The organism is Sediminitomix flava, from assembly GCF_003149185.1.
In the GTDB taxonomy this organism is placed as follows: domain Bacteria; phylum Bacteroidota; class Bacteroidia; order Cytophagales; family Flammeovirgaceae; genus Sediminitomix; species Sediminitomix flava.
On sequence record NZ_QGDO01000008.1, the window covers coordinates 181,209 to 206,523 of the forward strand.

General features: G+C 35.0%; 13 protein-coding genes. 10 read left to right on the forward strand and 3 right to left on the reverse strand.

The window, feature by feature from the left end:
* Window positions 1-223: 223 nt before the first annotated feature.
* Window positions 224-1,648, forward strand: a complete 1,425-nt coding sequence (locus BC781_RS22400) for a sulfatase (protein WP_109622179.1) — start codon at window positions 224-226, stop codon at window positions 1,646-1,648.
* A gap of 114 nt (window positions 1,649-1,762) precedes the next feature.
* Here BC781_RS22400 and BC781_RS22405 read toward each other — a convergent pair whose 3' ends face one another.
* Window positions 1,763-3,418 (reverse strand): sulfatase, encoded by a 1,656-nt coding sequence (locus BC781_RS22405; protein ID WP_109622181.1) that lies wholly within the window; start codon window positions 3,416-3,418, stop codon window positions 1,763-1,765.
* A gap of 420 nt (window positions 3,419-3,838) precedes the next feature.
* On the opposite strand from BC781_RS22405, the gene BC781_RS22410 reads away from it, so the two are divergent.
* Both BC781_RS22410 and BC781_RS22415 read left to right on the forward strand, forming a co-directional pair.
* A complete protein-coding gene (locus BC781_RS22410) occupies window positions 3,839-4,231 on the forward strand; it encodes a hypothetical protein (protein ID WP_109622183.1) in 393 nt (130 codons plus the stop codon).
* Between the two features lie 558 nt (window positions 4,232-4,789).
* Window positions 4,790-6,463, forward strand: a complete 1,674-nt coding sequence (locus tag BC781_RS22415; RefSeq protein ID WP_109622185.1) for an RICIN domain-containing protein — start codon at window positions 4,790-4,792, stop codon at window positions 6,461-6,463.
* A 147-nt stretch (window positions 6,464-6,610) separates the two neighbouring features.
* Here BC781_RS22415 and BC781_RS22420 read toward each other — a convergent pair whose 3' ends face one another.
* Together BC781_RS22420 and BC781_RS22425 are read right to left on the reverse strand one after the other, a co-directional pair.
* Window positions 6,611-8,503 (reverse strand): monovalent cation:proton antiporter-2 (CPA2) family protein, encoded by a 1,893-nt coding sequence (locus BC781_RS22420; RefSeq protein WP_170123110.1) that lies wholly within the window; start codon window positions 8,501-8,503, stop codon window positions 6,611-6,613.
* Window positions 8,504-8,507: 4 nt separating this feature from the next.
* On the reverse strand, window positions 8,508-9,101 hold the full coding sequence (locus tag BC781_RS22425) for an NAD(P)H-dependent oxidoreductase (protein ID WP_109622188.1): 594 nt from the start codon (window positions 9,099-9,101) through the stop codon (window positions 8,508-8,510).
* 502 nt (window positions 9,102-9,603) lie between these two features.
* Between BC781_RS22425 and BC781_RS22430 the strand changes: the two genes are divergently transcribed.
* The 7 genes from BC781_RS22430 to BC781_RS22460 all read left to right on the forward strand — a co-directional run bounded on the left by BC781_RS22430 (window position 9,604) and on the right by BC781_RS22460 (window position 25,211).
* On the forward strand, window positions 9,604-12,867 hold the full coding sequence (locus BC781_RS22430; RefSeq protein ID WP_109622190.1) for an RICIN domain-containing protein: 3,264 nt from the start codon (window positions 9,604-9,606) through the stop codon (window positions 12,865-12,867).
* A gap of 270 nt (window positions 12,868-13,137) precedes the next feature.
* Window positions 13,138-13,356, forward strand: coding sequence for a hypothetical protein (locus BC781_RS22435; protein ID WP_109622193.1), 219 nt, complete (start codon window positions 13,138-13,140; stop codon window positions 13,354-13,356).
* Between the two features lie 10 nt (window positions 13,357-13,366).
* On the forward strand, window positions 13,367-14,947 hold the full coding sequence (locus BC781_RS22440; RefSeq protein ID WP_109622195.1) for a S8 family peptidase: 1,581 nt from the start codon (window positions 13,367-13,369) through the stop codon (window positions 14,945-14,947).
* A 270-nt stretch (window positions 14,948-15,217) separates the two neighbouring features.
* Window positions 15,218-16,042, forward strand: coding sequence for a bestrophin family protein (locus tag BC781_RS22445; RefSeq protein WP_109622197.1), 825 nt, complete (start codon window positions 15,218-15,220; stop codon window positions 16,040-16,042).
* Window positions 16,043-16,669: 627 nt separating this feature from the next.
* Entirely contained in the window at window positions 16,670-18,874 is a 2,205-nt protein-coding gene (locus BC781_RS22450) for a SulP family inorganic anion transporter (protein WP_109622199.1), read from the forward strand.
* A 403-nt stretch (window positions 18,875-19,277) separates the two neighbouring features.
* Window positions 19,278-23,345: a LamG-like jellyroll fold domain-containing protein gene (locus BC781_RS22455; RefSeq protein ID WP_158281559.1), complete on the forward strand. Its 4,068-nt coding sequence runs from the start codon at window positions 19,278-19,280 to the stop codon at window positions 23,343-23,345.
* A gap of 384 nt (window positions 23,346-23,729) precedes the next feature.
* A complete protein-coding gene (locus BC781_RS22460) occupies window positions 23,730-25,211 on the forward strand; it encodes a family 43 glycosylhydrolase (RefSeq protein WP_109622203.1) in 1,482 nt (493 codons plus the stop codon).
* The last annotated feature ends 104 nt before the right edge of the window (window positions 25,212-25,315 follow it).

Genomic DNA, 25,315 nt, shown 5'->3' on the forward strand with positions numbered 1-25,315 from the left:
TAGAACTTTATAATTTGTTTGATTGAAGCATTCATCGTGGACTCTGATTTTAAATGGAATTTTTGTTCATTTTGTGTAAAAAAAGTGTCCTTTTGAGAATAAGGCATATCAAATGTCTATTTATCCTCATTTTTTGTACAGTTAAATCATACACTTTAATCAATGAAAGTAATATTGATGCAGGTTCACTATAAACTATCATTTTAAAACATAGACTAGCAAAATGAATAAAAAATATAAGCATCAATTTTTGATAATTCTTTTAGTATTAAGTGGAATGATTCCCTTCCAAGCACTCGCTGAAGAAAATCCTAAACCAAAGAATGTGCTTCTAATCATTGCTGACGATTTCAATCATTGGTTAAAAGAGTTGGGTTATTATCCACAATCATACACACCGAACCTGGATAAACTAGCCAGAAAAGGAGTACTATTCTCAGATGCTCATGCTTCTTCACCTGTTTGTAATCCTTCACGTAATGCACTAATGTCAGGATTAAGGCCTGCAACAACAGGAATTGTCAGTAATGCAACAGGGTATATTCGAGAAAAAAAGAATTTAGAAAATACGGTAACGCTTAATCAATACTTTACACAAAATGGATATTACAGCTATGCCGTAGGAAAAATTTATCACCCAGGTGCTATGGGTATTAGCAAAACAGATCCTGAAAATTGGTCAGAATTAAATACGAATCAATCGGGTAGCCATGGTGGTAAATTTTACAAATGGCGATCATTAGGAAGTAAGGCATTTTCTTGGAGTGCTGGAGATTTTCCTCTTGAGGAGTCAAGTGATACACAAAATGCCCAAAGTGTTGCAAGTTTTATACAGAACTACGATAAAGATCAACCTTTCTTTATTGCTCCAGGATTATTCAGACCTCACTTACCTTGGAATGCTCATAAATCATTTTTCGATTTATTTGATGCAGATACATTAAAAACACCAATTGGTTATTTAGCCAATGATGCTGAAGACATTCCAATTAAATACAATGGAACCAATCATTATGATGAGGTAATTAAAGCGGATAAGTATAAAGAAGCTCTCCATGCTTACCTTGCTAATCTTGCTTATGCCGATTACAATGTTGGTTTAATGCTTGATGCACTAGAAAATAGTACTGCAAAAGAAAATACTATTGTTGTCTTTTTCGGTGATCATGGCTGGCATTTGGGTGAAAAAGACCGTTTCAGTAAACATGCTGTTTTTGATTTAGCACATAGAACAAGTCTGATTATTTATGACCCAAGTGCAGAAGGAAATGGGAAAATATGTAAAAAGGTAGTCAGTCTTCAAGACATCTACCCTACCCTCGTAGAATTATGTGGAATAGAAGAAAAGAAAGACATTGAAGGTCGTAGCATTACTAACTTATTACAAAATCCTGAAGATCAGTCTTGGAATCATCCTATCATGTCAACCTATCGAGATACACATACCATAAAAACCAATGAATGGCGATTAATAGAAAATGCAGAAAAAAGTCAGTTGTATCATACTGCAATTGACCCTTATGAATTCCATAATGTGTACAAACCAGAAAACATGGGTATTGCAAATCAATTAAGAACACAAATGGATAGTATACTTCAAATAGGTCAAAAAATCCTTGAAATGAAAAAAGAACAAAACTCCAAATAATACGATTATTCAAAGTGATGAAAAAGGCTTTTCTTAACTTCAAGAAAAGCCTTTTTTAATGGTTTAGCCTTACTTTTAATCATATCTTTCGTTATGTATTGATTAAAACATCAACTAATTTGTAAGCGTTTTTTCAGACTTCTTTTGGTTATAAAACTTGAGCCTTTTTGATAGTGCTTCTTTCATTTCAATTACGGTCTCCTTAAAACCCTCTTCTTCTACAAGATTTCTTATCTCAAAAGGGTCATTTTTCATATCATAAAGTTCTTGATCGCCATTCTTAAACTCTATATACCTAAATTGGTCACTTCTCAGCGCATGATTACCTTCTTGATAGGTATTTAAAACCATATACTCCCAGCTTTTTTTTGGATTTTCAAGTAAAGAACTTAAATCATTCCCAGCTACATGTGACGGTTTTTCCAATCCTGCAAGTGAACAAATAGTTGGGTAAATATCCTGTAAACTTACTAATGCATCTGTTTCTTGATATTGACTTTTAGATTTAGCCCTAGGATCTAAAATCATAAGATTACATCGGTTTGCTGCTTCCCACAGCGTAGTTTTTCCCTTTCTCATTTTATCACCCAAATGATAACCATGATCACTCCAAAGTACAACGATTGTATTCTCTTTAGATGGATTCCTATTAATCGCATCCAACAACACTCCTATGTTTCGGTCACTATATGCAATGGTGGCCAGGTAAGCTTGGAATGCTGCTTTCCAAGCATTCAAGTCTCCTCCTTTTCCATCAAGCTCTATTCCATATTGAAGAAGTTTTTTGAAAGCAGTATTTTGAGTAACTCTTTTCCCTGTTTTAGAAAGATCATCTAAATCCTTTTGTAAATCTTCTATCAAAGCTTCATCCAACTCCATTTCTTCTTGTGGAAAAAGATCAGCAAATTCTTTGGGAGTAACCCAAGGTAAATGAGGAGCAAATAAACCACAAGCCAAAAAATATGGCTGATCTTTGGGCAATACAATTTTTTTAAGTTCTCCACTATTATCTCTACGTGTCGAATGCCCTTTCAAAATCAAATCTGAAATATGTTTTGCGTTCAGATAGTCCCACGTTTGTTCAACAGGTACATTACTCGTTCCAAATCGTCTGAAATCCTTTTTCGTTTTATTTCCTTGTTTCCAGTATTTCGATATTTCCTCCTTTTCTTCTAGGGGTGAATTACTGCCTCTCCCTGTTCCTACATTGGTATTTATCCATTCTGACCATGAGTATAATTGATCTGGCCAATCGCTAAAGTACCCTCTATCCAAATAAGCTCGCCCTTTATGAAACACCTTACCTATCCCTGTGGTAAAATACCCTTGCTCTCTCAAATATTGTGGTAATGTTTTTACTTTAGTTAAACTTTTATAGGCCCTAAAATGACGATCATGTTCATAATAGCCCGATACATGTGTTGGAACTCCAGTAAGAGTTGCAGTACGAGAAGGCCCACAAAGTGGTGATGGGCTGTAAGCTCTAGTAAAAGTGATTGCTTGGGATGCTAATTTATCCATGTTTGGAGTTAAGCGTTCCAATACTTCTTTTCTTGACTCAGCATCTGGATAAACTTTTTGTAAAAAATTACTCGGAATATCTCCCAAAACTGAATTGTAACTATTCAAGTCATCAACTGCTATAAAAATAAAATTAGGCCTTTCAATAAGACTTGCATCATTAGTATTTATGCTTTTCCATGCACTAAAACATATTAATATCCCGACTGACAGAAATATTGGAAGTTTACTTGTTAATCTGTTTTTCATAATTCAAAAGATTGATCTGTCTGAAGATAACCTCATATAAGCTAATTCAATTGTCGTAAAGTATTATTGATTTGTCAGCCTGTTTTAAAAAGTAAAAAAGGTTGTCTATCAAATCTAAAGATTATCATCAAAAGTATCTCATCTCCCGTCCGATTCCGTACAATAGTGTATCTTTTTCGAATACCTTTTTTATGTATAAAAATGCTCAACACCTAAATACAAACCTGTATTTCAACACATTACAATTTAATGGCACAGCTTTGGCATTTTATCTAAGCGTACCACAACGGTACAGAAGTAATGATTCAGTGTTCATATTTAGTCTTCAAATTCAGTGTCAAAGAAGACTTAACTATTTAGATAAAATATTCAGATTCAGTGTTCAAAATAACTTATAAAGACGTTTTAAAACTTAAGATCATGAAAACAGTTTTTGCCCTTATCACCCTTATTTCTATCAGTTTTTCTGCATTTGCATCTAACGATTTATACAACGACAAAATCAGCAAATACGAAAACTTAAAAAATAAAGTTGCTACTGCTAACAGTTCAGACTGGAATACACCATTTGAAGCAGCTCAAATATGTTTGAATGATCTTGAAAATATGTCAGAGGCTTACATTTGGATTGAACAATCTATCAGTGCGAAAGAAACGGCTCAAAACCGAGAATTGAAAGGTGATTATTTTGCGCTTTACGGTTTAGATCAATTGGCTTTTAACGAGTATCAAAAAGCACTAGAAATTCAAATAGCTTCAGGAAACGAGAACTTCTCTGGATTACAGATTAAGATTCAAACTTTAGGTAAATAATAGCAATTAGAATTTCATAGACCACATTTTTACATAAATCAAAGCCCTTTTCCACAGCATTGGAAAGGGCTTTATTGCTTTCTAAATTCTGTAAATTCACCAGTCATATAATCACAATATCAACATATTGAATACTTTACACATTACTCCATTTACTATTTCAAACTTTTGAATAATTATCTCAATTTCCTAAAAATCCATATTCTCAAAGTCTCAATAACCCTTTTTTTTCCCTTTTGATTTCAATGATTGTTCATTAGTGTTTTTATTACATTTCATTAACGAATAAACGATTTTGAACTACTCCATACTTCTAGGCCTATCAGATATTAGCATTATTAGAACACCAATTAAACAATAGTTTGAATTGAATATACAAACTGGTATTCAATCACTTTCATCACAAAACTAGGTCAAATCAAACACTATGGTTTATGAGGAAAAGATGCTTTAGCATATTTCTCAAAGACTTTTTGATGGAATCATTTAATCAATGTACACACTAAAAACTAGCCCTCATGTATTCATCATTGAGGTTTAGCTCAAAACACATCTAAAATGCTAAAATTTACATTAAATTATTTCTTCGCACTATTACTTTTTATGGCTTTTGCTTTCAAGGCAAGCGCTCAAAATCCTACAGTAGTAAATGGAGTAGCTACTTACACAGCTAATAAAACAATTGGTTCTCAATTTGAGGTACCAGATAGTTGGAACAAAATTGTCATTAATGCTAACGTAACTATTACGGGTAGCTTTTATATGCCTACCAGAACTCGACCTATTGAGATTATGGGAAAAAACTGGAATACTTCTGTGATCACAGGAACTGGTGAAACTAAGTGGCACGAACAAGGGACTACCGAAGCTCGTCAACATTCTGCAATTCGTTGTGATAAATCTCCTGATGTTTACATTCATGACCTCAAGAGTTTAAATCCTGATAAATTTCATATTAGTGCTGGCTTCGGAAATGTAACTGTAGACCATTGTAGAATTATTGATAACAGAGAACGTCATACAACTGATGGTGTACATGGAGGACGAGGAAAAGTTACAGTGAAAAATTGCTACATCGACACACATGATGATGCTCTTTATCTTTCAGAATGTAAGTTAGTAGAAAACACAACTATTGTTCACAATAAAAACGGTGGTCCATTACAAATTGCATGGGGTTATGATGATTTTAATAACCATACATGTATCATCAGAAATGTAAAAGTCATTGATGCTTACAATGGAACGGACTATAACCAAGGTGTTGTATCTTGGGCCAGAAGAAATGGTACTGATCCAGTGACGATTAATGTAGAGTTTCAAGGCACATTTACAAGAGAAACAAAGTCAGGTGCACAGCAATCGCATATGTACCAACTTGGTCGTAGAACTGAAACACTAAATAATGGAACATTAAAAGTTACAGGAGAATGCCGCTGGAAAAATGATCTGATTGTGTACAATAATGGAAATAGTACACTTAATGTTCAAGGTTGTGATGGAAATGATACAGGAGGAAGTATTTCTAACGGTACGTACTTTTTACAAATCAGACACAGTAATAAGTTTGTTGAAGTTCAAGCAAGTTCAACTGCTAACGGAGGTAATGTACAACAATGGCAAGGTCAATCAGGAAATCATAAACAATGGCAAATTACCAAAGTAAGTGGTGAATGGTATAAGATCATTAACCTAAACAGTAATAAAGCCCTTGATGTCTCAAATTGGTCTACATCAAACGGCGGAAATATACACCAATGGAACTATACAGGAAATGATAACCAGCTTTGGAAATTTGTGGATAAAGGTAGTGGTTGGTATCAGATCGTTTCAAAACACAGTGGAAAAGCATTAGATATTCAAGGAGGAGTAAATGCAACAGGAAATGGAGCCAATATCTATCAATGGGCTCCAAATAATAACTTTAATCAACAATTTAAATTGATAAATTCTGGAAATGGAAATAGTAGGTTGTCTCAAACTTCTTTTGAAGAAAAAGATAACTCTATTAGAATTTATCCGAACCCTGTATCTGAAACTTTACATCTGAGCTTAAGTGATCATACAGATACAGTTTACAAAATCTACTCTCTTTCAGGACAAGAAGTTAAATCTGGAAAAATCCGTAATGGAGTCTTTTCTTTAAACGTAGCTGATTTCAAAAAAGGAATGTATATTATCAACCTTGAAAATGCTGAGGGGATTATACGTGAAAACTTTATAGTCCGATAATTTATGATTTGACCTAGTTTGTGATTTTTATTTATAACAACTAAGCGTTAAGAAACCCTAGTATCTAAAATGGATACCAGGGTTTCTTTTTTGTAAACTTGGATACCAATATAAAGTACCACAAATCTTAGATAAAATAGTTAATAGCTATTTTTCAAGATTCTTAAAAAGATCATCTTGTTTAATTGAATTACTTTCCCAACCAAAGTCCTTCGATAAAGACTCCTTCGTCATATCTTCAAGCATCAACACTTCTATAGATTCCATTCCTCGTTTACCATGCTGTAAAAGATTCTTCTCTTCATGACGAGATTTTGCTAATTCTCTTAAGAAATTTTCATCATGCTTTCGAAATTTTTTGAGTGACCTTTGGACTTGATATTTTCGATGTCCCATAAAGCCTAAAGCATCTGCTCCCATTCTGAGCGCTGTATCTGAAAACTCTCTGTACACCCCAAATAAATCTTTTTCTAACATCTCGTAGTGGTCAGACCAGTTTTGAGTCCTTACCATAATTTTTAAGTGAGGAAAATGTTTTTCGGCTGTCTCAATAATTTCCAATGACTTATCGGGTTTATCTACCGCCACTATTAGTAACTTTGCTTCATCTGCTTTTGCTGCATGTAAAAGATCATGTCTCGATGCATCTCCATAGAATACCTTCAAACCAAATTTCCTTAAACGATCTACGTTATTAGGATCTAAATCTAAATAAGTTGCTTGTATACCATTGGCTTGTAGAAATCTACCAATAATACTTCCGTACCTTCCAAAACCAGCAATGATTACACTATTATTTTCCTCTACCTCATCTTGCTTTCGTTTCGTTTTTTCCTTAGTCCCAAATCTTGGTTGAATTAACTTTTCATTGAACAACATAAGTAATGGAGTTAAAGCCATTGAGATTGCAACAGAAGCAATAAGTGGATCCGAAACCTCTTTTGTCATCACTCCATTTTGCAAAGCATAAGAAAGGAGAACAAATGCGAACTCACCTCCTTGAGCCAAGGAAAAAGCAAACATCAGATTGTTATCCTGTTTCATGCCGAATATTTTTCCGATAATCACGAGGATAGCTAACTTCACTATAATTAGTCCTAAAACTATTTCTGTGATCAAAGCTGGATGTTCATAGATCAGATTAAAATCTATAGAAGCACCAACCGCTATGAAAAACAGCCCTAGCAGCAGTCCTTTAAATGGTTCAATATCTGTTTCTAGTTCATGCCTATACTCACTTTGTGCCAAAACAACACCTGCGACAAATGTACCGAGTGCAGGGCTCAGTCCTACCGAAGTCATCAGTAAGGTTATTCCAATAACCAAGAGCAGTGAAGCTGCTGTAAAAAGTTCTCTGAGTTTTGTTTCTGCAATTAGTCGGAAAATGTAACTCAGAAGATATCTGCCCGCAAGAATAATTGAAGCAATAACAGCACAAATTATAAGTGTCTGTGCCCATATCGGATAGCTTTCAATAAAATTATGGCTTTCATGTCCGCCTGCACTCTGATCTATTTCTTGTGTGGCTAATAATGGGAAAAAAGCAAGAATTGGGATAACAGCAATGTCTTGCATCAATAAAACGGAGAAAGCATTCTGGCCACCTTCGGTCTTCATTAGCCCTTTTTCATTTAAAGTCTGAAGGACAATAGCAGTTGAAGATAATGCCAAAGTAAGACCTATTGCAACTGCAATCTGCCATTCTAATGAAGTAGAAACTATTACAATAGCTGCTACAACTGCTGCTGTGACTAAAACTTGAAGGCCTCCAAGTCCCAAAATAGGGGCTCGTAACTTCCAGAGAATAGATGGTTGTAATTCTAAACCAACAAGAAAGAGCATCATCACAACTCCAAACTCTGCAAAGTGCATGACATCTTGCCCTTCTTCACCGACAAGTTCTAATACATACGGCCCAATTAAAATACCTGCTATCAAATACCCCAATACTGAACCTAGTCCTAATTTCTTCGCTAATGGAACAGCAACCACTGCTGCTGAAAGATAGACAAATGCTTGATAGAAAAGATTTCCTTCCATAATGTTAGATACTCTTTGCTAAATAATCGTTCATATAATCAAACTTCGCAGCTTTTGCTGAATCAAACTTCCCCTCAATTATCTCGTCAAGAAGTTTGAAATATTCCTTTCTATAAGTTTCAATTGCGTCTCGTTTTACACGATGTGCGCCATGAACCGCGAACGGAGGTAGTGGATTCATTTGACATAAAGTTGCTGTCTGACGTAAAGGAGAAATAAGCTGTCTGATTGTATGTTTATGAAAACTATCTTCACGATATACATCTTGCGGTCCTCCGATAGTCATCGCACACATGAATTGTTTTCCTTTCAGAAAATTTCCCTTGCTCCCATATGCCCAACCATGCTCTAAGACCAAATCTTGCCACTCTTTCAAGATAGCAGGTGTGCTGTACCAAAAGAAAGGAAAGTGAAAGATGATATAATCATGCATGAGTAAAAGCTCCTGTTCATGCTGAACATTTATATCAAACTCTGGGTACTCTTCGTAAAGATCATGAAATGTTACCCCTTCTTTTTCCTTGAGCCCTTTTATGAGCCATTTGTTTACATGAGATTTTTCTAAAGCTGGGTGAGCGAAAAGTATTAGAACGTTCATTTAAATAAATTTGAATCTAGACTTTACTCTAAAAGTCGAAGCTCGTATCGTGAGCTAAATTTTAATTTGGATTAATTTTAGGACAATGCTTTACAAGACTAATGTTTAAAGAAGAGAATAGCAATATGCCTTTTATTAGATAGCTACGACTTGATTTAAATTTAAAACATATTAACTAGTTTTTAATCCACACATAAATTTCAGAAGTGTTTAAACCTTATTCATTTATAGGATTTGTTAAGAGCTTTATATTTTAATTTTACTTTGAGATAAAACACTGGAATACTACGTCTTACACACGTCAATTAAAAGCTTTTAAAAACACTGTAAGTCAATGAAATAAAGGATTCCCTAGCTAATCTTTAGAAATTGCCCATTTTATCACTTTTCCTAATTAGAATATCATTTGTCAAAAATAGAACAGCGTGTTTTCAGTACTAAAACTACTTTTGATAATAGGTGCACCAATTACACTTAATCATAAGACAACACTTTAAACATCATGAAACACGTACTCTTTTACTCACGCTTATTGATGTGCTTCATCATTTGTAGTTTATTTTCAATTCCTGCATTTGCATTAAATGCTCCTGCAGATTTCTACTATTTTAGAAATGCAGCACTCACCGAAGTCACTTTGTATTGGACTGATAAAAGCTCAACAGAAAGTGGATTTGAAATCCAACAAAAAACTGATGGCGGTAATTGGTCAGTGGTAAAAACTGTCAATTCAAATGTTACTCAAACCAAAATCACAGGACTGAATGCTAACAATAGTATAGAATTTAGAGTAAGAGCTTTTCAAGGGAGTTCTAACTATTCTCCATTTACAAGAGTGCAACGACTAGTTGGCAAAAATTCAAAATTAGAAGTTTACCCTGAGGTTCCTGGAATTACAAACCCTAAAAGCGTCACTGTTGATGGAATAAGCTTTGATGTGCTCCAAGACCAATGCCCTAGTGAACCTAACAAAGGAAAGGCTACAAGACTTTCTACATTTTATAAAGTAGAAGTCAAAACTGCTTCTGGTGGATCATACATGGACACACCAACGTATGAAACTCGACCACAAATACGTGATCAACGTAGTCAGAATGATCCTTTCCACAGTAATGGAGGACATACGGTTTATGGCTACGGCGATTACGGACCTAATTCAAATGTTCCTAATCTGACTTTACATTCAAGACATTGGACAAATTTCGATGCTCAGGAAGATATCGTAGTTCGAGTTACACTACTAGGAAACGCTCCAACCAGTACCATTAACTTGAATCAAACTGAGATTCATCCATCTCCTATTTCTGTAACGCAAGTAAATAACAAAACCATTGAGGTGAAGCTTCCTGCTGCCAAAACTGGAAACACAGATCACGCAAAACATTTCTTAATTGCTTTTAACCGTGATAATTGGGAAACTCCAAGAGGTCAATATTCTTTTGAACACCCTCTAATGATTTTCGTAAACCCTGTAAAACCAGCCCGTGCTTCGGCACCAGAAGGTAAAATCAAGACTTTCGACAGTGGAAAACTAATGGTAATGGGAGCTGGAATACATCTTCCAGACAACCAATGGAGATTTTTCGGAACAGGTGAAAACGCAACAGTTACGGAGCTTTATGTACCTGGAGATGCTTACCTACATGGTGGATTTTATTTCAAAAATATCACACACAATGTGAAAGTTTGGGGAAGAGGGATTTACAGCGATGAGCTTTTCCAAATTTATGGAGATGCCTTAAACTGGGAACAGCGTACACCATGGGCAAGAACACTTCCCGTTGAAGGTAATACTTGGGGTGAAAAAGGGAAATGGGATAGCAAAGTTGGCGTAGAGAATACTGGAAATTTCAAAGTTACTTTCGAAGGGCTATCAAGCCTTGGGGCAAGAATGGGCGTTGTGACCGATATCAATGCTAAACTTGATTTACTAGACCACAAAGACGTAGGCTATGCTGGCGGTTTATATCAAGCACAAAGTACACAAACACTCTATCAAGGAATTTATACGGTAAATGATGATGATATCACCTATTGTCATCAAAACTACACCATGCGTTATTGTACATCTCGAAACTATGTAAACGGACCAACTTATCAATTTGGCTGGGGTGTAAATACCTTGGAAGCTGGAGCAAAAGTTTACGACCATATCATTATACCTTCAGACAGACCTGCAAATGGAAGTTATGGGAAAAATCATGGCGTATTCAATAGTCGACTACAGTCAGGAAATCTAGAAATTCATGCTGGAGGATATTTTGAAAACTTCACGATTACAGGACAAGATAATATTATTTTCAACTTGGGTATTTCTGCTGACCCCGACAGGAATGAAGACTCTAAACCTGTGAGTATTTTCAGTGATAAAGTCTTTAAAAATTTTGAAATAGCAAAACACTCTACAAATGATAATCTACTGAAGACAAGAGTATTGGAGGGCAAGAATTGGAAGAGCTATGTGCGCTTCATACATTTTGATAACCTAGTCATTGAAGGGAATAAAGTCAACAACATAAATGATGGTGATTTCTTTGATTATGAAGAAGGTACGCTGTTACACACTATTACGTTTTTTAGTATGAATTCCCCTGTTGCTCAGCCAACTTCAGGAATTGCGCCAATTGGTCAAAACATTACGCTATTTTCAGAATTCAACAATAAAAATGTAAGGGTAAATAGTGGTCTTCCTGTAAGTCTGAGTCCTCTTACAGCTGATACAAATTCAGGAAGTACATTTAAAGTGGAAAATGCTGGAAATGGTTATGTCGCTTTAAAAGCAGAAAATGGCTATTACGTAAAAGTTGACGCAGGTCGTTACGGTTATGTTTACACAGAACCTGACCTTTTACGCGGAGATTCAGACACCAAAACAATTACCGATGAAGCAAAATTTGTATGGGTTGATTTGGCCAATGATACTTTCGCACTATGGTCAAAAGCAACTGGCTTATATGTTAGAGTAGAAAAAAATACAGGACCAAATAATCCTTTATATGCCGCTTCAAAGTCAGCAGGAAACCAAACCATTTTCTCAAAAAATGGCACCGGCTCATCTCCAAGTATTACAGATGGAACATACTTCATCCAAAATAAAAATAGTAATCTATATGTAGAAATAGCTTCACAATCGATTGACAATGGTGCCAATGTTCAGCAATGGAGTGGACAAACTGGCAATCATAAAAAATGGGAGATCACACAAGTAGATGGGGAATGGTATAAAATTGTTAATGTGAACAGCGGAAAATCACTTGAAGTAGCTAACCGATCAACAGCAAATGGAGGGAATATTCAACAATGGAATTATACAGATCAACCACAAAAACAATGGAAGTTTGTAAATACAACCGATGGGTATTTCTCAATCATTAACCGACTTAGTGGTAAAGCTATGGAAGTGGCTGCTCGAAGTACTATAAATGGAGGGAATATACAACAATGGGGGACTTACAACAGTGGAGCGACGCACAAAGAATTCAAATTCATAGCAACAACTTCTAATGCTAGAAAAGCTATCACTGATACAGAAATTCAAGAAATTATCATTTCACCAAATCCGGCAAAAGACTTTATTCAAATTCGTGGTGTTTCTAAAAACTCAGTAGTCAGTATATTTAACGTACAAGGCAATCAAGTCTATAAAGGAGAAATAAAAGCCAATGAAATAAAACAGTTGAGTACACATTCATGGGCCAAAGGTTTATTTATGATTCACATTCAAAATAACGAGTATACCAAAACACTTAAATGTTTAGTGTACTAGATTTTAAGTATTAAATCTACTTCTTTTAATGGTGCTGGAGATAAAACTTCAGCACTATTTTTTTTCTCAAAATGTGATGTATAAATACTTTTTATACTATCTGAGACTCAAATGTAAATGTTGAATCTTTTCAGATTAAGTGTCTGTTTTTATGTAGGTTCCCTTATCAGACCATATTTACTTTTTAAAGTTAGATATACTTTTTATATTCAAACCGAATTAATTTTTTATCGAATCAAAGAGTGATTCTTTTTTTAGAAAAATACATCTATGGAAAGGCTACAAGGCAAAATCTGTTTTAGGAAAATCTCTTCAGGGTTTTGGGCATTGGATACAGGAGAAGAAGTTTTGAGAATTAAAGATATTCCGAATGAACTCAAAAAAGAGGGAATTGAAATTTCTGCTGATGTAGAAGATGTTGATGAAATGTCAATTTACATGTCTGGAGATGCCATTCAGATCATCCGATATGAACTTTTAAACTCATAAAACTATACCAATGCTTAACTTTTTATCTTCCTTATACCCGATCTCATTATTTTTGATGGTTGCCGTGTTTGCAACATGGTATACTTTCGATTTAAAAGGTATTCGTCACCGCCTGTTTGGTTATGCCAAAATCACATCGGCTAGTATCTTTCTTCTAAGCTTCTTTGTTAGCTATAAATTAGAGTGGGCTACCCTACTCTGGCTAGCTAGAGATATAAGTATTTTTGTTGTGCTGATGTCTCTTTATGAAACCTTCCTCAAATATAAACTTATCACAAGTACTGTAGTATTAACTATAAGTTCAGGTATTGGATTTAATATGTACCAAGCTGGAAATCTTAATTTTCATTCGGCTTCTTCTAGTTTTTCAGCAAATAAAGGCGCAGAACTCCTCATAAATATCAAAAATACTGACCAGCTCGCAGAATTACAGAGCTTACTCAAACCCTTTGATGCTAGTTTTGCAGAGGCTTTTCCACATCTTCAAAGTAAAGGAATTACAGATTTAGATGAATGCTATACCATAGATTTAAAAGATGCTTCGCAGCAGACAAAGTTAATTGAAGCTTTAAGATCATCAGGATTGGTTGATTGGGTGGAAGAAAATGAAACAATAAAGCTAAAGCCAAACAAGTCTGAAAAAGTCAGTTCCGCAAAGAAAAATTGGAAACATCTGAACGACCCATTATTGACTAATGTGTGGGAGTTTAACTACCTTGAAATCAATGAACTTTCGGCAAGTCTTAGAAAACTTAAACCAAAGAAAAAGGCGAGTATTTATATACTTGATACTGGAGTTGATGGGAATCATGAAGACTTAAATGCTAACTATATTTCCTTAGATAAAAAATATGATAGCGATACAGATATTCATGGAACACACTGTGCAGGTATTGCGAGTGCTGTTTCTAACAATAAATTAGGTATTGCTTCTCTAAATTTTGAAAACAAATTCACTACCATCACAGGAATTACAGTTCTTCCGAATGGTTCAGGTACCCAAGAAGCAATCATAGACGGAATAATTCTCGCAGCAGATAATGGTGCTGATGTAATATCAATGTCGTTAGGTGGTAGGTCAAATGACAAACGTCAAAGAGCTTATAATAAAGCGATTGAGTATGCAAATAAAAAAGGTGCTATTGTAGTTGTTGCAGCAGGAAATGAAGCTCAAAACGCAACAAAATCTGTCCCTGCATCTTGTAAAAATGTGATCACTGTTTCAGCAGTAGGCAATGAATTACAAATGGCCGATTTTTCAAACTTCGTAAACGATATCGAATACAAAGTAGCTGCTCCAGGAGTTGGAATTCTTTCAACCGTACCTAATAACAAATACGAAAGCTTAGATGGAACATCTATGGCCACTCCTTATGTAGCTGGAATTATAGGAATCCTCAAATCTCTATCTCCAGAGCTTACAACGGCTGAGGTTTACAAGATTTTAAGTGAAACAGGAATAGATACAAATGAAACAAAACTGACAGGAAAATTTATTCAGCCAAACAAGGCTCTAAATAAATTAGATCTTTCAAGTTCTATTTGGGATTGGATTTGGAAAGTACTTTTCAATTTTAATCCTCTAAAATAAATACTTCGTCTAAAATTCATTATGCTGTAAAGGTTTGCTACTACAATTTCATTAGTGGAAAAAACCTTTGCAGCATAATTTTTTGTTGTACCTTTTACCCAATTTAAATTCTTTTCGATAAAAACAAGTTAATAACTTACAGCCCTTCTTTAGCTTGTTGAAACTGTAAGGAAATATTCAATTTCCCTACCAATCATTTCAAAACACAAACAGCAACTAGAGACTATTTTTCCTGATTATATCAATTTGAATTTTTAAAAGAATAAGGAAATGATCGTCAGAAAAAGATTAAAGTTTAGCTTATTAGTAAAACACCTTCATCGTCCTTTAATATACTTTACCTCTGTTTCTTCTCTAACCTATTTAATCTATGAAACATTAGAGATGAAAAATGTCTATTTACCTACATCTATCACAGCTGTTATGGGAACAGCATTAGCAATTTTTATAGGTTTTAGAAATAGCTCTTCTTATGACCGATGGTGGGAAGCTAGAAAAATATGGGGCGGAATTGTAAATAGTAGTCGTACTTTCGGACGGCAGATAACGACTCTAGTAACTCTACATCAGGTCAACAATGATAAAATCAATAAAGATGATTTAATACAAATCCATAAGGAAATGGTCTTTCGTCATATTGCTTGGATAAATGCATTACGACTTCAATTAAGAAATAAAGATGATTGGTTAGAGGTCAATAAATATTTGTCAAAAGAAGAATGGGAAAGATTAAAAGAGAAATCTAATAAAGCTACACAATTGATACAAAAGCAGGCTGAAAGGTTTACTGAATTACTAGAACTAGGTTTCATTGAAGATTTTAGACATATACAATTTGATAATACACTAACAGAATTCTACAATCTGCAAGGAAAAGCAGAAAGAATTAAGAATACTCCACTACCCCGTCAATATGATTTTTTTATCAATATGTTTATGTGGTGCTTTGTTACCTTACTGCCTCTTACATTGATCAACCCCTTAGAGACTATTGGAATTTCTTGGACAGTAATTCCTCTGACTATTTTAATTGCGATGTGCTTTTACCTAGTATCTGCAATTGCAGCTTACAACGAAGATCCTTTTGAAAACTAACCAAGCGATACACCAATGACTGCTTTGTGTAGAACTATTGAAATTGATCTTTTGGAACAACTGAATGAATCCGAAATACCTCCTAAAAAAGAGGTTACTGATGGTTACTTGATGTAAAAGATTTATTTCTTCTTTTAGTAAAATTCTAGAGAAAAATATGCTTATTTATTTCACTTCAAATAAAATAATTTACCTAAAAAACTCCATCTCATTTCAAAACATTTTATAATACACTTAGTTAGAATAAAGTGTGTATTTACACTTATAAACGGTGTGATTTATAATCATTATCTAATTAGTCAAATTCGAAATAAAGATTTTTTGAAGACGTTTTATCACTGAAGTTAGTGTTCAAATCACGAAATTAGAACAATGACTTTTTAACCTTTTTTATATTAATAAGAATCATTCTTGTACTTTAGAGGGCTCTCACAGATGAATTCTTAGTATAAAACACCTCTGATTTATAACCATTTACATATCAATTTCTCAATAAAATTTAATCTTTAAAGCCAAATCATTAATTTTTTTAATGTTTATTATAAAATCTATTAATAGATTTTATGATATTATTCTAAGTTGTATTTCAGAATTTTGTGAAGGTTTTGGAAATCTTAACACGATACAATGATTAATAAATCTATCAAATCTAACTTCATATCTGGCTTTTTAGTTTTTCTAATTGCTCTTCCACTTTGTTTAGGAATTGCAAAAGCTAGTGGATTCCCACCGATTGCCGGAATTTATACTGCAATCATAGGTGGACTTGTTGTTACCTTCTTATCGAAGGCACCTTTAGCCATCAAAGGTCCAGCAGCAGGATTAATTGCTATTGCAATCAGTGCAGTTGAAGAACTAGGAGGTGGTGACCACATCTTGGGATACAAGCTTACTTTAGCAGTTATTGTAGTATCGGGGGTACTACAAATACTTATGGGTCTTGCCAAGTTTGGAAAAATGGGAGATATGTTCCCAATATCCGTCATCAGAGGTATGTTGGCAGCTATTGGTGTCATCATCATTAGTAAACAGATCCATGTAATCATGGGAGTTGTTCCAGAAGCAAAATCTCCATGGGCTTTGTTAGCTGAAATTCCGCACAGTATTATGAACTTAAACCCAAAAGTTACAGTCATTGGTGTTTTAAGTTTAGCCTTGCTTTTTGGACATCCATATATCAAAAATGCAACATTAAAGAAGTTACCTGCACCACTTCTTATTCTTTTGGTTGCAATTCCTCTAGGGTTTGTCTTTAATCTATCGCAAACACACAGTTACAGCCTTGGATCTTTTGATTACAATATTGATCCTACTAAATTCTTGGTAGTACTACCTGAGAGTTTTCTTAGTGGTATCACTTTTCCTGATTTCTCTCAATTATTGAGCTATGCATCTATCAAATATATTTTGATGTTTGCATTGGTTGGTAGTATTGAATCAGTATTGAGTGCAAAAGCAGTAGATGCTTTAGATCCTAAAGGTAGAGTTACAAACTTGAATCAAGATTTAGTAGCTGTTGGTATCGGAAACACTATCGCAGGTCTGATTGGTGGATTACCAATGATTTCAGAAATCGTTAGAAGTTCAGCAAATATAAATGCAGGAGCAAAAGGCAGAATGAGTAACTTCTTCCACGGTCTTTTCCTTTTCCTTTTTGTATTGCTTGCCGCTGCAGTCATCAAAACTATTCCGAATGCAGCACTTGCAGCCATGCTTGTTTTCACCGGTCTTAAGTTGGCTTCACCACAAGAGTTTAAGAAGATCAACAGTGTCGGTATAGATCAGCTCTTACAATTCTTGACTACTCTTATCGTAACTTTAGCCACTGACCTTCTTGTGGGTGTAGCAGCAGGTATCGCATTAAAAGTTGTTATTGAACTTGTACAAGGCGTTAAAATCAGAGAAATGTTTGATCTTCAAGCTCAAACTTCAGCAAGTAAAGATGGTTTAGTCATCAAGTTTAAAGGAGTTGCTTCTTTCATCAACTACTTGAAATTTAAATCTTTGATTGATGCTCAGCCAAAAAATCAGAAAATTGTTCTTGATTTTAGCGAGGCCTTTTTCATCGATCATACATTCTTGAATAACATCCATAACATTCAGAATAAATTCACCAAAGAAGGTGGCGAATTGGTAAAAACAGGTTTTGATAATCACCATTTCCAATCTCAGCACCATCTTTCTTCAAGAAGACTGATTACCAATCCATATCTACAGAAAACGCATTCAGATTTGTCAAAGCGTTCACGTACAATTCAAGATATGGCCACTGCAAATCAGCTCGATTTTGAAGCTAATTTGAGCCCGTCGTTCATTCGTCCTCATTTAAGTGCATTTTCACTTTTAACAAGACTTCGCAGAGCGAAAAACTTTGTATTAGGGACAAGAGAGCATTACAGTTTTATGATCTGTGATATTAAGTACGTAAACTCAGACGATTTTTCAACTGAAACTAGTACAGCTACTATCGCATTGATCTTTAACATTGCAAAAGGTGGAATTCCTGAATTCTACACGCAGGGCAAAACTGACCTATTTAACTTCATCACTAAATATGACTTTAAATTGATGGATAAATCAAATAAAGTACCTTTCAACATATTTGGTAAAAATGAAGAATTAGTAGATGCCTTCTTTACTCCTCAAATCACGGAAATGATCTCAGACAGTTCTTTCAACATTGAGTGTAAACGCCGTGAGATGCTAATCCATAAAGACTGGGGAGTGATTTCAGAAGGGGAATCGCTAGAAAAAATGCTGACATTTGTAGATCAATTCGCTTCTGAAGTTGTTAAGAAGAGATTAGAAGAAGCGACCAAAGATCAGAAATAAATACAGATTATATTAATCATTCGAGTGAAGGGGATTCTAACTATTTAGAATCCCCTTTTATTTTTTATAAAATCTGAATGTTAAAACTATATTCTGATTTTGTACAATACGTCTTTTAAAATCACCCAAAGTAACTTTTTTCACTATCAGAATACTTCATTTCACTTTTTGAACATCCTTTTTCAAGTATAGAACACCCAAACTACGGGACGAACATTACATTTGAGTATAGGTGAATATTTTACACTTAATAAAATCTACAGTCATTTGAACTCAGAAAAATGATTCAATAGATCGGATTCAGCTATCCATACTTTTTATAAAAATTCTACGATAAAAAGGACAACACATAATCAATTTAAATATGAGATATATACTGTCTATAGTTTTACTCATTGCTTTTATGAGTAATCTAAACGCACAAACAGCTCCAACTGACGGAATGGTACTTTACCTACCGCTTGATGGTGACAACCTTGCTTCTATAGCTCCAGAAAGTATAGTCACAGAAGGCGATCTTTTAGGGAGTAAAGATAATTGGGATAACGCAAATAGTGCTCTTCAATTCTCTGGAGAAGGAACATATTTATCAATGCAAGCTGCTGAGATTGAAAACCTACCTGTTGGAGCCTCAGATCGGACAATTTCATTTTGGATAAAACTAGACCCTACAACGGGCGATGGACACTTTTTCTCATATGGTACAAATGGAGGAAATGCAGGTGCGGGAAAGCATGTTCATATGAAAATTTCTGCCGATTCAGTGATTCAATACAATTTCTGGAATTATGATTTTAAAGCACCAAAATCTACTGATGCTGATTTTATAAATATCAAAGATGAACAGTGGCACTTCATCACCGCTATGATTGAAAGCGGTCAGCCAAAATTATACATTGATGCGACCTCCGTTCCACTTACGGGGCCAACCGGAAATGGTATAGATGATATCGAAGAAGTAAATACAGACATCACAGGTAAAAAAGAGTTTATCATTGGTGCTAATAATGTCAACCTAGGAAATAAGGGAGTCGTTGGTGAGATAGACGAATTTCGTATGTATAATAGATTACTTTCTGAGGATGAAATTTCTGGACTATACGCTTTCGAACCAACAGTTACACCTAGCATAGAAATAAACGCTCCATCTGATTTTACATTTGTGAGAGATGAAAATGACGAAAGTAAAATCACATTTTCATGGACAGATAATAGTGATAACGAAACAGGATTTGTAATCGAAGAAAAGACCGATACTAATACATGGACGATGCTTGCAGAAGTAAATGCAGATGTAAGCTCTTACATTTTTACACTTGAGAATATTCGAGTTACAGCAACTTTTCGTGTAAAAGCTGTGGTGAATGATGAGTCAAGGTCGAATTACTCGGAAGAACTTATGGTAGAAGGAATCGAAGCCCCTCCAGTTTCAGCACCTTCAAACCTAGTCTATACACTTGATGAAAATGATAATACATTAGTTTCACTCAATTGGATTGACAACAGTGATAACGAAACCTATTTTGTCATCGAAGAGAAAAAAGCTCAGCAAGCTTGGACTATTTTAGATAGCACTGAAGCGAATGTAAATTCATTCACTTTTAATGTTCTTGATATTAGTGTAGGACTAAAATACAGAGTAAAAGCTATAAACACTGAGGTCGAATCAGAATATTCAAATACCGTTGAGCTTGGTGAAACTGTATCTACAGAGGTCAATTCGCCTTCAGCTTTATATTATTACAGAAATACACCAAGCTACACTGAGGCTACACTTTATTGGACAGACAATAGTGATAATGAAACAGGATTTCTTGTTGAACAAAAAATTGATGGAGCATCTTGGGTAGAAACGGCAAGAGTCAGTGAAAATACCATCGAGCATTCTATAAGTCAATTAGACCCAACAGCAAGTATTGAATTTCGAGTTAGAGCTTTACTAGATGAAGCATACTCTGCATCCTCAAATAAAGTTAGGTTAGTGGGTACAGAATCTATTTTAGAAGTTTACCCTGAGGTACCAGGGATTCGAAATCCAAAAGATACTACGGTCAATAACATTACTTTTGGTATGATTCAAGATCAATGCCCTGCCGAACCTGAGCAAGGAAAAGCTACACGCATTTCTACTTTCTTTGACCTAAAAGTAAGACCTTCTTCGGGAGGCGATTGGTTGTATTCTCCTACCTATGAAACTCGTCCTCAAATTCGAGATTTGAGAGCGCAAAATGATCCTGCTCACAATGAAAGTGGCCATGACGTATATGCTTATGGTTGGTATGGTCCAAATTCTAAAAAACCAAACCAAACACTACACTCTCGTCATTGGAATAACTTTGATGCAGATACTGAAGTCGTTATACGTGTTTCACTTAAAGATGGGGCTTTAAGTCAAACGATAAAGTTAGATCAACTTGAAATTTATCCTGCACCACTCGCTATCAATCAAATAGATGACAAAACGGTAGACATTACTTTACCTGGAGCAGGAGAAGACAAATCGACGCCATTTTCTAGACACTTTATGGTTACCTTCAATCGTAAAGATTGGGAAGATCCTTCAAGGGGAGAACTTGTATACGAACATCCATTAATGGTTTTTGTCAATCCAGTAAAACCTGCCCCTGCTTCTGCACCTGAAAATGAGTATAAAGAATTTAAAAGTGGTCGATTATTAGTCATTGGTTCAGGGATTCACCTGCCAAATGATCATTTGAGATTCTTTGGGGAAGGTGCAAACGAAATTGCTGAAGAAGTTTACATCCCGGGTGATGCCTATGTACATGGTGGTTTTGCTATGAACAATAAAAACCATCCTGTCCATGTTTGGGGGCGAGGTATTTATAGTGACGAACTGTTCTTTGTTCATCAAGAAGATGATAATTGGACTGAAAGAACGCCTTGGGCAACAATTCCTCCAGCAGAAGGAAACCCTTGGGAAGATCAAGATATGAAAGGTGCTTGGGAAGCAAGCGTATTTTTGAAAGGCGACTATGCAAACCTACAAACATTTGAAGGTTTGTCTTCAATCAGTAGACGAATGGGAACTGTAACCGTAGCAGATGGTTATGCTAAAGTGATTGATCACAAGGATGTTGGATATGCAGGAGGACTTTATCAAAAACCTGGTTCAAAAACAGACTATTGGGGTATTTACACACATAATGATGACGATATCACCTACTGTCATTTAGATTACGAAATGAACCATAGTACTACTCGTATTTTACACAATGGTCCTAGTTTCCAATTCGGTTGGGGTGTCAATGATCTTTTACAAGCAAAAGGAAGAGCTTATAACCACACGACTCTTCCTGCTGATAAAAGAGGTTTAGGTATTGGTGAAAATCATGGCGTATTCAATAGCCGATTGCAATCAGGGGGACTTATACGTCACTTAGGAGGTTACTATGAGAACTTCAAAATCACAGGACAAGAAAATATTGTATTCAATATTGGAATCTCGAACAATGACGATAAGATTAATGATACAAATCCGAACTTGAGTCCTCGATCTGTATTTAGTGATAAAGTATTCAAAAACTTTACTTTGGAGAAGAAAACAAGAAGTAAAAACCTTCTTGAAACTAAAATCAGAGAAGGCTATGATTGGGAAAGTTACTTGAGATTCATCCACTTCGACAACCTTGTAATTGAAGGGGATCATATCGAAAATATCAACGATGGTGATCACTTTACTTATGAAAATGGGGTGTTATTACACACAATCACTTTCTTTAGTCTTCCCCAAAGAATAGCAGAACCTAGTTTGAGTGACGCTACACAAGGTACCATGACTTTCAAGTCTGAATTTATAGGTAAATCGATCAAAGCTGATGAGTCCCTTCCCGTAAGTTTATCCCCATTGTGTGCCAATTCCGATGATAATTCAGCAAGTAGCTTTATCCTTGAAAAAACATCTGATGGATATGTAGCACTAAAAGCACCTAACGGTTATTATGTTAAAGCAGACCCTAGACGTTATGGATATGTTTATACTGAGCCAGACGAAATACGAGAAGATTTAAATACAAAGGTGATTTCAGAAGATGCAAAATTCGTATGGGTCGATCTAGGAAATAATCAATTTGCACTTTACTCGAAAGCTATGGGATTGTATGTGAGAGCTGAAAGTAATACAGGACCAAACAGTCCATTATATGCTGCTAGTGATAAAATTACAGAAGCAGAAACTTTCACTATTACGAGTTCAGTAGAAGCGATTACAAGTGCTGAACAAGAGCTAAATCCTGTATCTCTTTTCCCTAACCCTGCCACGAATATTTTAAAAATTGAAGGTATTGATACTCCAAGAAGCATTGTCCTTTACTCCTTGGAAGGCCGAATGGTTCTATTGAATGAAAATACCAAAGAAATCAATGTTAGTAAACTAACCAATGGATGTTATATCATTCGAGTAACTGCTCAAGATGGAGCTGTATCTCAAGGAAAAGTGATTGTAGGAAATTAAAATTGTTGTTTCAAAACATCAATTCGTGTGTCATCGTTTACTCTTAATTATTTCATTTATAGAAGTGAAATTGTAAGTGTTTTCTCTAAAAATTGCCCTATTGACTTAGGGCAATTTTTATAAAGAATATCATCAACTAAAGACTGTAAACCCTGCTAAAATTACAGTATTACTTTACAGACCAAAGCTAACCTCAAGTCAAGTTCTAAATTTTTTCACTATTGAATTTACACTTAGCTTCTCAAGAAATGATCTTGTCTTTTTAGTAAGAAAATCACTGTTTTTGGATGGTTTACAAATGACTTAAGACACTCTACTAGCTTAGATTTTAAATACTGTAAGGGATACTAGAAATGAATTAATTTCATAACAAACAATATTGCAATGAATAAAATAGCGGCAATCATTTTACTCTTAATTTGTAGTTTACAACTATACGGTCAGAAAAATATGAACCAAGAGCCATACCCTTATGGCAATCCTGTTATCACTCATATGTACACTGCAGATGCTGCCCCAAAAGTAATGCCTGATGGCAGACTTTGGATGGTTACATCAGTAGATCATAAAGACGGTGGAGGTTATTCTACGATGCATGCACTTCATGCTTTTTCAACTGATGATATGGTCAATTGGGTAGATCATGGAGAGATTTTAGGAATTAATGATTTTGATGTTCCCGAAGGAGAAGACTGGGCGATTTGGGCTCCAGATATCATTTACAGAAATGGAACTTACTACCTCTATTTTCCGATGCGAAATAAACTTAAAGATGGGAAGATTGATCGCTATGTTGCTGTAGCAGAAAGTGATCGAATGGACAAACGTTTTACAATCACGAATCCTCGAATGAAAGGGGTTGAACGCGCAGGTCTTGATCCTTCCGTTTTCATTGATGATGATGGAGTAGCTTATTTGTATTGGAATCAAGCTTTAATGGGAGAACTAACCGAGGATATGCGAGAGATCAAAGGGGAAATGTTTAAACTCGATTATGGAGCAAATAACTTTATGGAAGCTGCTTGGATGCACAAAAGGAATGGAAAATACTACTATAACTACCATACGAGGTACAATGGAAAAGTAGCCCCTTCAAATCCAAACGATTCTGAGCGTAAAAAATCTCATTTGGACTACAGTATGGGCGATTCTCCTAAAGGTCCCCTCAAACATATGGGTGTCATCAACTACGAATTAGGCTATAACACCATTGGAGGCCCTAAAATGCCTAATCAAGAATATGTCCCTTGGCGATTGACTCAGTCCAATCATGGAGCTGTAGTTGAATATCATGGACAAGAATATTTCTTTTATCACACTTCTGCTCTTTCTTCTTGGAGACATGACAAATTTAAAGAAAGAGGCGTTTGGACTCAGCGCTCTGTTTGTGTTGATTCCTTAAATTATCGAGCTGATGGTTCAGTTATACCTGTTCAACAAACAGTAAAAGGAGTTGATAAGGTTATTATAAATCAAGCCTTTGGAGTAACACTAAACCGTAAAGATGCAATTACTGAAAATGCAGATATCAAAAGAAGATACTTCCTTGCCCAAAATGAAGATATCATAAAATTTGAAAATGTAGACCTTGGTAGTGGTTACTATTATTTTGAAGTAGAATTTGAAGCTACCGAGATCAATAGTAAAATTGAAGTACGCAAAGGTTCACCGAATGGGCTACTGATGGGGACACTTCTTCTGAATAGCCGTGTTTTAACTGCAAATAATGGAATTTCACAGACTTTTCTTCGAGAGGCAAATGGTCTAAATGATATATATTTAATCATTAAATCAGAAGGAGACACAAAAGTGAAATTTTGGAAACCACGATTCTTTGCTGGTTCTCCTAAAAAATTGAAAATCTAGATTTAGAGTGTAGATTAAAACTAGAATAGATTTATTTTAACATGAAGCCCCCTCTATATTTTAATATGGAAGGGGCTATATTTTTATAGAATTTGATCTAATAA